This is a genomic window from Nostoc flagelliforme FACHB-838 (genome assembly GCF_014698065.1).
Lineage (GTDB): Bacteria > Cyanobacteriota > Cyanobacteriia > Cyanobacteriales > Nostocaceae > Nostoc > Nostoc flagelliforme_B.
Window position 1 is genome coordinate 19751 of the sequence record NZ_JACJSI010000031.1, and the last position, 13495, is coordinate 33245.

14 protein-coding genes are annotated in these 13495 nt (G+C 39.6%); 7 read left to right on the top strand and 7 right to left on the bottom strand.

Going from position 1 to position 13495, the window contains the following annotated elements; translation table 11 throughout:
• The first annotated feature begins 283 nt into the window (after window positions 1-283).
• Window positions 284-424, top strand: coding sequence for a hypothetical protein (locus H6G97_RS16935; RefSeq protein ID WP_190941905.1), 141 nt, complete (start codon window positions 284-286; stop codon window positions 422-424).
• Window positions 425-514: 90 nt separating this feature from the next.
• Here the strand turns inward: H6G97_RS16935 and H6G97_RS16940 are convergent, their stop codons facing one another.
• Window positions 515-886, bottom strand: coding sequence for a hypothetical protein (locus H6G97_RS16940; RefSeq protein ID WP_190941906.1), 372 nt, complete (start codon window positions 884-886; stop codon window positions 515-517).
• Window positions 887-1131: 245 nt separating this feature from the next.
• On the opposite strand from H6G97_RS16940, the gene H6G97_RS16945 reads away from it, so the two are divergent.
• A complete protein-coding gene (locus H6G97_RS16945; protein WP_199349426.1) occupies window positions 1132-1812 on the top strand; it encodes a hypothetical protein in 681 nt (226 codons plus the stop codon).
• 60 nt (window positions 1813-1872) lie between these two features.
• Complete coding sequence (locus H6G97_RS16950; protein WP_190941907.1) at window positions 1873-2439, top strand: WG repeat-containing protein; 567 nt, start codon at window positions 1873-1875, stop codon at window positions 2437-2439.
• A gap of 223 nt (window positions 2440-2662) precedes the next feature.
• Here the strand turns inward: H6G97_RS16950 and H6G97_RS16955 are convergent, their stop codons facing one another.
• On the bottom strand, window positions 2663-3799 hold the full coding sequence (locus H6G97_RS16955; protein WP_190941908.1) for a cob(I)yrinic acid a,c-diamide adenosyltransferase: 1137 nt from the start codon (window positions 3797-3799) through the stop codon (window positions 2663-2665).
• A gap of 350 nt (window positions 3800-4149) precedes the next feature.
• Between H6G97_RS16955 and fraC the strand changes: the two genes are divergently transcribed.
• The 3 genes from fraC to H6G97_RS16970 all read left to right on the top strand — a co-directional run bounded on the left by fraC (window position 4150) and on the right by H6G97_RS16970 (window position 6662).
• Window positions 4150-4689, top strand: coding sequence for a filament integrity protein FraC (gene fraC / locus H6G97_RS16960; RefSeq protein WP_190941909.1), 540 nt, complete (start codon window positions 4150-4152; stop codon window positions 4687-4689).
• Window positions 4690-4752: 63 nt separating this feature from the next.
• Window positions 4753-5784: a septal junction protein FraD gene (gene fraD, locus H6G97_RS16965; protein WP_190941910.1), complete on the top strand. Its 1032-nt coding sequence runs from the start codon at window positions 4753-4755 to the stop codon at window positions 5782-5784.
• 98 nt (window positions 5785-5882) lie between these two features.
• Window positions 5883-6662 (top strand): ABC transporter permease, encoded by a 780-nt coding sequence (locus tag H6G97_RS16970; RefSeq protein WP_190941911.1) that lies wholly within the window; start codon window positions 5883-5885, stop codon window positions 6660-6662.
• Between the two features lie 95 nt (window positions 6663-6757).
• Here H6G97_RS16970 and H6G97_RS16975 read toward each other — a convergent pair whose 3' ends face one another.
• From H6G97_RS16975 to H6G97_RS16995, 5 genes are all read right to left on the bottom strand, one after another.
• Window positions 6758-7174 (bottom strand): hypothetical protein, encoded by a 417-nt coding sequence (locus H6G97_RS16975; RefSeq protein ID WP_422394190.1) that lies wholly within the window; start codon window positions 7172-7174, stop codon window positions 6758-6760.
• Window positions 7175-7289: 115 nt separating this feature from the next.
• A complete protein-coding gene (locus H6G97_RS16980; RefSeq protein ID WP_190941912.1) occupies window positions 7290-7433 on the bottom strand; it encodes a hypothetical protein in 144 nt (47 codons plus the stop codon).
• A gap of 380 nt (window positions 7434-7813) precedes the next feature.
• Window positions 7814-8470, bottom strand: coding sequence for a pentapeptide repeat-containing protein (locus H6G97_RS16985; protein ID WP_190941913.1), 657 nt, complete (start codon window positions 8468-8470; stop codon window positions 7814-7816).
• Window positions 8471-8745: 275 nt separating this feature from the next.
• Complete coding sequence (locus tag H6G97_RS16990; RefSeq protein ID WP_190941914.1) at window positions 8746-10545, bottom strand: asparagine synthetase B family protein; 1800 nt, start codon at window positions 10543-10545, stop codon at window positions 8746-8748.
• 177 nt (window positions 10546-10722) lie between these two features.
• Window positions 10723-11454 (bottom strand): hypothetical protein, encoded by a 732-nt coding sequence (locus H6G97_RS16995; RefSeq protein WP_242054961.1) that lies wholly within the window; start codon window positions 11452-11454, stop codon window positions 10723-10725.
• A gap of 653 nt (window positions 11455-12107) precedes the next feature.
• Here H6G97_RS16995 and chrA point away from each other — a divergent pair.
• Window positions 12108-13325, top strand: coding sequence for a chromate efflux transporter (gene chrA / locus H6G97_RS17000; protein ID WP_190941916.1), 1218 nt, complete (start codon window positions 12108-12110; stop codon window positions 13323-13325).
• Window positions 13326-13495: the final 170 nt, after the last annotated feature.

Genomic DNA, 13495 nt, shown 5'->3' on the forward strand with positions numbered 1-13495 from the left:
TTCACATATTTCAACCCTATGTTCAACATATTGACTTATATTTATTCATTTTTGCAGGAAATTTGATTTTGCGGTAAATAAGAAGAACCAGATTATATTTGAATGAAGCTCAAGCCGAAAATCACGATTGCTGCCACTTTTTGGCAATACAAAATCCCCGCATAGATCGGACTAAACGATTAATTATCTAATATTGTCTGATATTCAGTCTCGATAAAAAAACACTCAAGCGCCAAAAGTCCGTGCTTTGGTTGAGCAACATATTAGGCTTAGGTGATTTTTGATGAAAAAAATACCTATGTTGACGAATTTCGACTTACTTCGGCTCCGCTCGGCACGAGTTGCTCAACTCTCGATTATTCAGTTGATTGAGCGAACTTGTACTGAGCGAAGTCGAAGTAGTCGAAACCAACAACTATGGTAATTTTATTACTAGAATTCACCTTACATATAACTTGATGGATGGGCTAAGGTTCGAAGCCCATCCTACTGCGCTTGAGTGCAAAGGACATTCTTATCTCAGTTTGCAGCTTGCGGTAAGTTCTATATTGTAGAAAGTCCCTGGTTTGGGATTAATTGAACGCAACTCCTGGACAAAAGCATTAAATCTTGTATTGCTTATGCCGAAGCCAGCTTCAGCACAAGCAGATAAACCCCCTTCAATGGGAATAGGAGACCCGGCCCTGGGACTATATACAATAAATTTATCAACGGTGCTAGTGCCGACTGCAAACCCGATAACCTGGCGAATTGTTCGCAAAGCGGCATTATCTAAGGCACCACCAATACTGCCAACACTGATATTAACCGCACGATTTTCAGCAAATGCTGGCGCACTAATCGACAATACTGCCCCGACAATCATCAAACAGGTAAACTTCTTCATTTTCCTCTTCTCCAAAAAATTGAAAAACTAATAATTAGGTTTCGATATGAATGAAGTACATCAAAAACTTTGCTATGCAAGTTTTTCAGATATTGTATTGTACCTCACTCGACTGAAAACTTATGTAGGTAAAAAACATGGAATAAGTATTTATTATACTGTTATGCGTTAGTTCTAGTATTATTTTGGGTGAAACACTATTTTATTTACACTCTGTGTTTTAACCTAAAAAGCAAAGGACTATTATGCTCTGTCAAAAAGTCAGATGGTTCATTCCCATAGCCTTAAGTTTACTTAGTTTTGGAGCGAATGTACAAAAAGCAACTGCACAGAGTACGGAGAATAGTTATGAATTCAGTATTACTTACGACGCACTAGCTATCTTTGGCCCAGTCTTTAATGAAGAAAAAAACATTTTAGATGTAGCCGTACTAGGTGAAAGTATTGGTGATGCCCCTTTCGGATTAACTAACTTTGATAGCAGAACTTACGGGCAATTTGACGAGCGCGGAACCCAAATATTCAGTAGATTTGATGCAGATCCATCCGTATTTGGCATAGAAGGCAACCTTCGTGGCGATCGCTATTTTGGTGGTTCTAACGAGTTATTTGGAAGAGCAAGCGATAGCGCTGTCATCGATCTGGTTCAACAGACTATTGTCGGTGGTGGCATTATAAATATCACTGGTGGAACTGGTATATTCGAGAACGCTACAGGCTTAGTAACTTTCACTCAAGAAGACAGGCTGACTCCAGGTTCACCTGATGGTCCCTTAACTTCTAGGGGTGTCGCTGTACTAGATTTCTCTATACGGACTCCTCAAAGAGTTCCAGAGCCAGGAGCGACAACAACGTTACTTGGCTTAGGTTTTACTGGAGCAGCTTTGTTGCTACATCAATATCGTCGTCGGCTTAATAATTTTTAAAGTGAGTTCGACGGGTTGAAAGAACGCCCTTACACAGGAAGCATTAGCGAGTTTTCGGTAATGGTTTCGGTAATATGGGTACAAATCAAGGACGCTGGGCGCGGTAAATATGGTTATATCGATAAAACAGGCAAGTTTGTGATTAGGTTTGACCAGCGAAAGTTATATGGAGGTTCTAAGTTTTCTGAAGGACTGACTGCGGCTGGAGGTAACAGTAAGCTAGGCTACATCGACAAAACAGGAAAGTTTGTAATTAAACCACAATTCGATTATGCCTTTAAATTCGCCGAAGGAATGGCGTGGATCGGCATTGGTGAGAAGTCTGGTTATATCAACAAAACAGGGAAAATTGTCATCCCGCCAAAGTTTACCAGTGCTTCCGATTTTTCTGAAGGACTAGCATCAGTCAGTATTGACAATCAAAGAGGCTACATTGACAAGACAGGAAAAATGCTTATCTCCCCACAGTTTGATTACACTGCTAAGTTTTCTGAAGGGTTAGCATTAGTTAGCGTTGGTAACAATTGTGGTTATATCGACAAGACCGGAAAAATGATAATTCAGCTAAACCAGAGTTTGGCTTCCATGATTCGGGATTCTGCTAGATGTAGAGTCAATTGGCAATAGAGAGTTCGCTTTTAGATCACGTAGTATTGGAAATGGGAAAAAAGCACAAAGTGAATGGAAGGACGATGGATTGTGGTGGCGATCGCTCCAAAATCCAGTAGTAGTGCTAACTGGGCTACTCCCTCTATTGTAAACTCGCAGGGTAGCTTCCGCTGCAACAACTCTAGGAACTTGCTACCTTGCTTTTGCCTAAGACTAAATTGATACTCTTGATCAGTAACGTCTAAAAATCTACCCCTCTTTTGAGTTCTACACCTTGATTTGCATAGTGTTTGTGGCAATAAACCTCTGAGTGGACGCTAGCCAAGTCGAAGTATGCGGGTGGATTTTGGCAGCGGCCAGTGATAATGATTTCGGTGTCGCGGGGTTTGCGGAGTAAAGCTTGCACAATAGGTTCAACCGGGAGTAGTTCTAAATCAACGGTAGGATTTAGTTCATCAAGAATAATAGTTTTATACAACCCAGAGGCGATCGCAACTTTTGCAATTTCCCAACCCCGTTCGGCTTCTACATAATCTAATTCTTGCCGGGAATTTCGCCAGACGATGGCATCTCCACCACAGCGTTGATGATCCACTACTTCTGGATATGACTGCTGCAAAGCAGCGATCGCTGCATCTTCTGTGTAGCCACTACCACCTTTAAGCCACTGCATAATCAGCACACGCGTAGATCCTGGATGATTGATTCCCCTACCAATTGCTTGTAAGGCTTTGCCCAAAGCACTAGTAGACTTACCTTTACCAGCACCAGTATAAATTTCAATCCCTTCCAGGAAAAGAGCTTTAGCTGTTGGGTGGTGATGAGGTTTCATTTCTGAGTGCAAATCTGCAATATCCAGCAACTTTTGCGGTGCGGCGCGTCCGGTGGCGATGATTTCCAACTCTTGAGGTTTGGATTTTAATGTCTTTACCACTTCATCCACTGGTAGCAAACCCAAATCCAGAACGGGGTTAATTTCATCTAAGACGACAACTGAATATAGTCCGCTAGCGATCGCACCTTTGGCTACATCCCAACCCCGCATCGCCTCATCTCGGTCAAAGGTGGTAATTTCTTCTGGGCCAAAAAATTCGGCTCTTCCAGTGCGAACCTGGTCTATTAAATGGGGAAACCCGCGCTGCAAAGCTGCGATCGCCCCATCTTCATCATAATCACGTTCTGGCCCTTTTAAAAACCGCAGCAGTAAAACGCGGTTAGAATTGCTAGGCGCATTTATTCCCAAGCCAATGGAGCGCAAAACTACTCCCAAAGCCGCTTGAGACTTACCTTTACCCAGACCATCATAGACGTGAATTTGACCAATGAGCCGTTCCTGACGCACTTGCGCCGTGCGAATACCGATACCGTTCCTTATCATCTCTTGAAAAGCTATAACGTGGCAGTCTTTAATCTTACCTAACGTCTTGTACTCTCAAATAGAAAAACTGCTCCTCTAGTGCAACCGTACAATGTTCAGTTTGATGTATTAATAATATCAATATGAAATACTGTTACACCAGCATAGTAAAAAACAAGAACAATGGCATAATTTCTCCCATTACCCTCAATATCCTTCGGTTAATGAATTTGTTGGTTGAGGCAGGCAGGGGCTAAGAAGAATCACTAAACAATACTTCTCTTTCTTCCCCTGCTTATCCAAACTGTATTGCCATCACCCTCACTATCCCAGTTATACTCACTACAGTTAACCCTTACCCTTGACGATTTATGCCTGAAGATTGGATGCTTCCTACGATTTTTCCCATTGGTGGGATTCTGTTTGACTTTTTATTTGTACTAATAGCCATCCCCATCGAAGCTTATGTTTTACACTCTCGACTAAAATTTGACAAAAAAACCAGTATTTTTTATGCCATTTCTATCAATCTGTTTTCTAGCGTAATTGGTTGGTTAATATTTTTTTTCTCAGAACCAATATTGCCAATACAGGTGAAATCAGAGTTAATTAATTATATGCTTTTTAATAGTTTTAAATTGGCAAATACACAAGTTTTAATTATTTTAACTGCCTGTATAATTTTCTTTGCGACTTTTTTGATGAAATATTTCATTTTAAAAATTTTACTATTATCCTTACATGAGCCAGTTGCTAAAAAACCAGATGAGCCTAAAATATCACCGCGGCAACTAAGGCGTCGTTTTAGCAGAATTACTTTCCAAAATACTAATTTAGTTACCACTATATTAATAGCAAATTCTCTAAGCTATACTGCAATAACTATTATTTTATTATTTCGCTCAAAATAGTAATAAGTTAGTTGTTGAAGTTAGATAAAAATTAGTGATTATTAATCAGTTTTAGGGAGGAATATGAATACGCTACTTAAAGATGTATTTGGGCTTTTTAAATTTGCTGAAGGGTTTTATGCGGGAATTAGGAAAGTATTAGTTCCACCCAAAGCATATTCTTGGCAGACATTTATATATACGAGTGTTTTTTCTTGGGTACTTTCATATTTTGCTACAGGTTATATTAAAGATATAATTGCCTTTTTTGGTTGGTTATTTTTAATTGCTGGCACAGCTTGGTATACAACCGAAGATCCTTTAAGAGTTCCTGGTACTTTTATGCCAGTTGGGGCAGTGATTACCGGATTCTTAGTCAGTGTTTTTGCATTTGGAGATCAACGGGATGTAATTACAGCAAGGACAATCGTTTTTTGGCCAACAATTTCAGCACTAATTACGGCGATACCAGAGTTTATTGAAGGAAATGATACCGATGCTAAAGCTCGCATTCCTAAGCCAGAAGACCGCCAAAGAATCATAATTTTAGTTGCTAGTAGTATGTTACTAAGTTGCTGGATTCAATTCTACTTTTTGGTGGATAGTTGGTCACGACAATATCCAAGTTTGCATGCAGACAATTTTGAACGTAGCACCATTGTTGTTAGAGTAGAAAAAGCAGCCAAAATCCCAGAAAATGGTGCTTTAGTTCTAGAGAAACTTCAGCCAATAATAGTAGAAGAAATAGCTGGAAGACCTTGGTCGGAAGTAGAGAAATGGCTGCTACCGAAAAATGTGCAACAGCGCGTAGGAACTCTGGGTAGAGAGGTAATTCAGAAGAACCTAAGTAAATATAAAGAAAAAGAACTGTGGCGCGTTGAACCGCGTGTAGCTAATACTAAATCTGGTATTTCGTCTGAATATATATTAGATTTACTAAGTATTTGGATAGGCCCAAGTTCTAATCCACAAGGATATTATTTTAAGAAATCTTGTGTGATTAAAGAATTAGTTACAGCACCCAATAATCCAGAGAATAAGGCTACAGTTGCAGAAATTGAATGCGAGCGCGCCAGTAAATTTATTGCTGGCTCACCGCCTTTGCAACAACAGTGAAGCTGGTGAGTGGGGTAGGGGAAGTAGGGGAACAGGAGAAAAAATGCCCCATGCCCCATGCCCAATTTCTAATCCCCAATGCCTAATGCCCAAAAAAAATGACTATTAACAGAATTTTTGTATTAGCAAAGAATGTGTTTCAGGAAGTGGTACGCGATCGCGTCCTATATATTATTGGTTTTTATGCCTTAATACTTGCCGCTGCCTTCCGCGTCCTTCCTGAATTCGCAGCTACGACTGAAGACAAAATGTTTTTAGACTTTGGGATGGCTGCAATGAATGCCATCGGGTTAATCATTACGATATTTGTTGGTACGGGACTGGTTAATAAAGAAATTGAAAAACGCACCATCTTGGTGTTAATTGCTAAACCTGTCAGCCGCAGCGAAATTATCGTTGGCAAGTACTTAGGTTTATCCGCAGTACTAGCTGTACTTGTCGCCACAATGACAGCAATTTATTTAGGATTTCTGCAATTTGGTAATATTCCTCATCCAACGGCGAGCATTCTAATTGCTGCGATTTTTTTATTTTTGCAATTGTCATTAATCACCGCTGTGGCTATTACCTTCGGTGTTTTTACTGCATCTTTGCTAGCGACTGTTTTAACCTTTGCGGTGTATTTAATCGGAAATATTACACAAGATTTAGTACAACTTGGGCGTCTTAGCCGCAACCCTGGTATGGAACGTCTAACTCAAGGTTTGTTTCTCATCTTGCCAAATTTATCTCGATTAGATTTGAAAAATGATGCCGTTTATGGTTTGCAAGCACTACCTGACACAACTGCACTGATTACAAATGCTGGTTATGGCTTACTTTATAGTGCCATGTTGTTAGCGATCGCTATTTTGATCTTTTCAAAGCGCGGATTTTAGTCATTGGGTATTGAGGCAAGCAGGGGAGAAAGAATTACTAGTTAACAAATTTTTTCCCCCTTCCCCTGTTTATCCGAACTGTATTGCTTACACATTTACAAGGGTTGAGTGCCTTGCATAGATGCTTTTTGTGCAATAGTTTTCATGCGAGTCGCTCTGCTTTTACGGATACGTTCACTTTTGCGAACTCCACCAGCCATCTCATATTCGCGGCTATCTTTGCCGTATTTAAAGCCGATTCCCATAAGCATTTTTTCGGAGAAAGTACCCAAGGCTTGTTCTAACTCTTCAATTTCTAGTTTGGAAGAGTCAATCGTGGTGAGAACAGTATTATGAGCTTCTAACTTGCTGCGTAATTGCTCAATTATTTCTGTCAGTGTTTTTAAATTACAAGTATCTCCAAGATCCAAATTGACATCAATTGCTTTAAGTCCAGCAAATCTTAACTCAGCATTTTCTAGAACGCGGGATGTACGTTTTCTCAAAGGCATAAATTTAGTTACTTGTAACATTTATACAGTTACTATGCCCTACTAATAATACATTCTGCTTCAGCAAAATCCACAAAAATAATTATACTTTTTATGAGAGAACCACTGGTAAATTCTCTTAATTTAGCTAAAGCGTTTATCTAATCTTAATTACAGCTTGAGCATTTATAACTACAGAAGAAACTGTGTTAACTACAGAAGAAGCTGTGTTAACTACAGCTTGAGCATTCATAACTACAAAAGAAGTTGTATTAACTACAGCTTGAGCATTCATAACCACACAAGAAGTTGTATTAACTACAGCTTAAGGATTACTTATCATACAATAAGTATCTATAAGTAATGCTTAGTTTGTATTAACTACGGCTTAAGCATTACTTATAACAGTTCCCGCATGGATAATATCAAGTTTGGATAATTTAGTTCAAAAAGTGCGCGTTAGCCTTTAAATATCTACTTGTTGAATTTCTTAGCTGGGCGTAAGTTCTTGGTTTAGCGTTCAAATTAACAATTTTGCTTCTGAAAAGGATAAACGAGAACTTTTACGCAATAACATCACCCAAGCTGAAAAAAATTGTGGTTACAGCTAAGAAGAAAGCCCCATACAGAGCATGGAAACGAAATCACAAGATTATTTCACTTTGACAGGGCTAATTCTAACTAATAAATAACTATCTGAGGTTGCTCAATTGTGCCATCAGGCATGATAGTATCCCGCAACTTTGCATAAATAAAATTTGTCTTCCAAAGGTTTGCCTTACTCAAGTTTGCCTTGGTTAAATTTGCCCATGTCAAGTCTGCACTAGTTAAGTTGGCCTCAGTCAAATTAGCTTCTAGTAATTTTGCTCCTGAGAGATTTGCTCTTGAGAGATTTGCAAAACTTAAGTTAGCTTCAATCAGCGATGCTTCAATTAATTTAGCTTCTCTTAGGTCTGCTTCTCTCAAATCCGCATCACACAAAGAAGCACCCCAAAGATTACTGCCTGTTAAGTTCACCCGCCATAAGAAAGTTCCGCACAAATTTGCTCGTGTTAAATCAGCATTAGCTAAATTGGCTTCACATAAAGAGGCTTCATACAAATTAGCGTCACGCAAGCTAGCTTGCATCAAATTTGCCCCACTTAAATTAGCACGATTCAGAACACAGCCAGACAAATTTGCACCACGCAAATCTGCTCCGATGAAGTTAATACCGCTTAAATCAATTCCTTTCAGGTCGATTCCATTCAAGTCACATCCACTGAAATCTCGGCGCTGAAAATATTTATTTGTGATTTGACTTAAAATAAATTCCTGTTGATCAGCATAATTTTTCATGGTATTCACCTCTGGGTGTAATTTATCTCAAAGATCGAGTGTGATAGTTACCGTATATTGAGAGTACACCGCAAACGGAGATTAGCTCACTAAATAATCAAAAATAAATTACTAGAAAATCCCCAATCACCTGAAAATGCGTTTTTTTAGTGGTTTTTAAAACAAAAAATGCTGACATAAGTCAGGAAATATTTATATAACAAAAGTCATGTTGCTTACTGCAAATTCAAAACTACCATAAGTAATATTAATAGCGTATCCTTTTGTTGCTTTCACTACTGCGTTTTTTGATTTACTTGTAACCAAACTTCTAAACTAGCAAGCAACCACAGCTTTACCCCATAACGACTCCAAGTATCTCCTTGATAATTTAACCAATTACGAATTGGCAATTGGTTCAAGTAAGGAGTGATATATGCATTTCGATTAAGCAATAAATCTCTAGCTTCTTGTTGCCAATATTTCCGAAATCCTAACTGCACTGGTACCATCATGCCACTTTTGGGACGATGAATAATTGCGTCTGGTAAAATATTTGCGCTCATCGTTACCGCAGCGTCTTGTAGAGAAGACTTACCGGAGGTAATCGCTTGCTTTAAAACTGCTTTTTCTTCCACTCCAGAAAGCTTATACTCTGGAGGTATCTCCATACTTAAGTCTACTACTCGTTGGTCGAACAAAGGAGAACGACCTTGTAAAAGGGCTGCTTGAGTTAAGTTACTAACTTTGGTCAAAATTTGGTCAGCACCTTTAAATTTGATGTTCATCGCCATCAAACGATTCAGATAGTTAGCTTGGGAATATAAATCTTCTTCAAAAACCCAAGGTGCTGTTTGTACTGCTGCCCAAACTTCTGGTTTTAAAAGTTGCGGTAAGTCAACAGCACACTTTTGGAAGGAAATTAAATAAGCTTGCAAGGCATCCTGATTGGTGACAGATCCATATAAACTATTAATTAGCATTGGCTGATTTTTTGGCCCACCAAAACAAGGGTCGCCACCTTCACCATTTAAAATTACTTCTACGTTTTCTCTTGCCAGTCGTCCCAGCAAAAGGTTGGGAACAGTTAGTGGGTCGCCAATGGGGTCATCTAAATAGGCCATTGTTTCCGGCAGGCGTTCCCACATATTCTTAAAAGTAATTTCTAAAATGTGGTGCTGCGTCTGGCAATGGGATGCCACGAGACTAGAAAATTCTAATTCATTGGGACATTCAGAACCAAAATGAATCGAGAAGGTGTGAACTGGTGCTTTGTGGAATTTTGCGACTAAAGCAGTGATACTGCTAGAGTCCAAACCACCAGAAAGAAAAACCCCAACGGGTTCATTTGCTGGTGGTAAATATTCTTGAACAACTTGGTCTAGGAGTTCTCGCAAGCGATCGCCATGCCATTCTAAGGGTTGATCTATTGCTATAATCTTTTGTTGAAGCTGCCAATAAGCTGTAACTTTTTGGTCAGGAAATTCTAAAACGGTTCCAGGTCGCAGTTCTCGCACCTGTTCCCAAAGCGTTCGTTCTCCGGGAACAAAGGCACAACAAAGATAATCTCGCAACGCCACCAAATCTAAATCGGCTGAACGATGGGGTGCTAAAGTTCGCAGTTGAGGCGCAATCCAACAAACCGAACCAGTGGTAGTGTAATAGAGAGTACGAACACCGATGCGATCGCGAACTAACTTCAACACCTGTTTTTCTCTATCCCAAACTACTAGCCCAAACATCCCTACAAGTTGCCTGAGACATTCAAAGCCCCATCGTTCCCAAAGATTGGCAACCAGTTCTAGAGAACTTCCTTGAAAGCTATCCGGTTCAATTCCTAACTTTTGCAGCAACTGCACTTGGTTAGTTAACCAAATATCACCAACAACAACAAATCGTCCTCCAGAACTGATTGCTAATTTTTCCGTCAGAAATTCAGAATTTCCACCTGGTAAAATTACAAAAAATTTTTCATCTTGCCAAGCTATATTTTCATAATTTGCATCAACTCTCCCCCAAGCTACGCGCCAGGTTGCCTTAGTCTTGATGAACTCGATTTTACGAGATTTACGATTTTTAAACGCATCAAATAGCATGGGAAATTTTCAACGCATAATCATTAATTTTAAGGCATTGCTAAATGCAGTTCTCATTTGCATGAATGAGGTACACGGGTAGGTTAGCACATTTGTGCTAACCTACGATGATATATGTTATTTGTAGTTAGACAAACGCTGATACATATAGATTTTTTGTAGGAAACATTGCTTCTACTACTTTTCAGATATATGTATTTCCAGTTGGAGGCTTTCTCTCAAGCTGCTAAGGTAAGCTAGCAGCGCATAAATAAAAATGACAATTCCGGCCATTTCCAAAAATTCTTCAACAACTATGCCTGTTAAGGTTATTGCGTTGCGTCGCCCAAAATCTTCTCTCAAAAGTCCACCCACCATTTCCATAACTAAGGTTCCACTTACATAAACAACTGCGGCAATTAGAAATAAATACCGAGTTTTGTAAGGGAGATGGAACCAAAATTTTAGATATTTAAATGCAAAAATTCCTACGAAAATAGTCCCAGGGATAACCCAGGTTTGGAAAAATAGAGGATAAAGATTAAGCGATTCTCGCACTGACGGAATGATCAAAATTTCGTGAAAACTAAATGCTTCATCCAAACTCAAATATAAAAATATAAAATATAGGGTTTTCCAGTAAGAAAAATGGCGGTCTTCCGTCTTAATAAGACTAATTACTTTAAGTAATGCAGAACAAAACAATAAAGAGAACGCAGAATACCAGGCAGGAATATTTAACTCTCCATCTAGGCTAAATAGTTCGTAAAACCATTTTGTAGCTGGAAAAGGAAACTCTGAGAGCCAGAAATAGGCACTTAGAGCGCCTGCTACGGTGAGGCACATAACAGTGAGAATTAAACGTCGAGCAATTGTTTTAGCACAGAGGTGAATTGCTAAACCCATACTATAACTTGATACTTGCTTCATACGCATATTGAGCTAATTTATTTTATATATAACAATTATTAAGAAATTATCTCATGTAAGTAGATACTACAAGCTAAAGAAGCTACGTAGCTTTGAAGCTGCCACTGATTGCTCCCAAGGAAATCAGAGATTTGGAGTGGGACTTAAACCGTTGCTAACTATTACAGAACGGTGGCTATAGCGGTTCCCATTCAGATGCGGTACAAGATTATATTGCCAAGGAAGCAGAAAAAAGTTAGTAATTTTGTCTAACAACTAAGCCCAATACAATTCAGTTAGGGTTAAAACTCTTTGCCAAAGTCAATTTTTTTAACGAACCGCATACTCCTACGGAGAAGCAAGCTACGCGTTAGCGTCTCCCCTTCTCCCAAAAGGAGAGGCTAGCGCCAAGAAAGAAGGACGCAAAGGACGCAAAGAGAAGAAAGAAATACTTAACCCAAGCATATTGCAACCAAGCCTTAATCTTTTAGTAATAAGATAAATACTAGCCTGTCAAGTTTAAATTGATAAGTAAGCAAGTTCGTAGTCAGGACTTTAATCTTTATTTTTAAGCACTAAAGTCCTGACTACAAATCTTTAATTATTCACGTCCACCTACTTAGTCTAAAAGTGGTTGTTCCTCTTGTTAATTTAAAAAATATTGCCTAGCAAACATGACTAACTCAGCACCAAGCCGTTTGGGTGAACTCGCTAACCTGTTTTTTAAACTGGGTGTCATTGGCTTTGGAGGCCCGGTTGCCCATATTGCCATGATTGAAGATGAGGTGGTTAAGCGGCGTCAGTGGTTAACAAGAGAGCATTTTCTGGATTTGCTGGGCGCAACTAACCTAATTCCTGGCCCAAATTCCACAGAAATGGCTATCCATATAGGATACATCTATGCAGGATGGCTGGGGCTGATTGTGTCAGGCGTTTGTTTTGTTTTACCTGCGGTTCTAATTACTGGCGGGTTTGCTTGGGTTTATGTTACTTACGGTACTTTACCCCAAGTCGCTCCCTTACTTTATGGCATTAAACCGGCTGTTTTAGCAATTATCATTAATGCCCTCTGGGGCTTGGCAAAAAAGGCTGTAAAAACTCGCCAATTACTAGTGATTGCTTTGGCTGTAGCGTTACTGACGTTGTTATTGAAATTAAATGAAGTAATTGCCCTATTAATTGGGGGATTGCTGGGTATGGTTTGGTTACATTCTGGTGATAAAAACGACAAACCAGGAGATAAAGCCAACTTTCTGATTGCTAGTCTCAGCACGGGTGCAACTTTGAAGGCATCGGCGGCTGTTGCTGCATCGGTAACTACTGTTTCTGCAATCAACGTTTCTTTATGGCAGCTGGGCTGGTTTTTTCTCAAAGTCGGTAGTGTCTTGTTTGGTGGTGGCTACCTTTTGGTGGCTTTTCTCCAAGGGGGATTAGTTGAAGAATACGGCTGGCTGACACAACAGCAATTATTAGATGCGATCGCAATTGGTCAATTTACTCCTGGGCCAGTACTGTCCACTGCTACGTTTATTGGTTATATCATTGCCGGCATACCTGGCGCAATTGTTGCCACAATCGGAATTTTTCTACCTTCTTTTGTTTTTGTTGCTGCCCTGAATCCCCTAATCCCACGGTTACGGGCTTCTTTTTGGACTAGAGCATTTTTGGATGCTGTGAATGTTAGTGCTGTAGCGCTAATGGTTGTTACTACCCTGCAACTGGGGATAGCAACTTTAACATTACCACAAGCCCCGTTTGTAGATTTTCTTGGACTGGCGATCGCTATTGTCTGTGCCATTTTAGCTGTTCACTTCCGCATTAATGCTGTATGGCTAGTCTTTGGTAGCGCTTTAATCGGATGGGGTGCTTCACTCTTGGGCTACACTCAATGAAATTGTAGGTATTCTAGTAGTCTGCCAACCCAAAAATGTTGGGTGAGGGCTGGGGAAAGGGGTAGGGATTTAAAACCTTTACCCTTTACCCCGCCAATTTCACTTGGCGAACTACTAGATTAGCCTAAGTGTTTTTTCTGCTTCAAGTCTTGTATTATTTATATCACTCA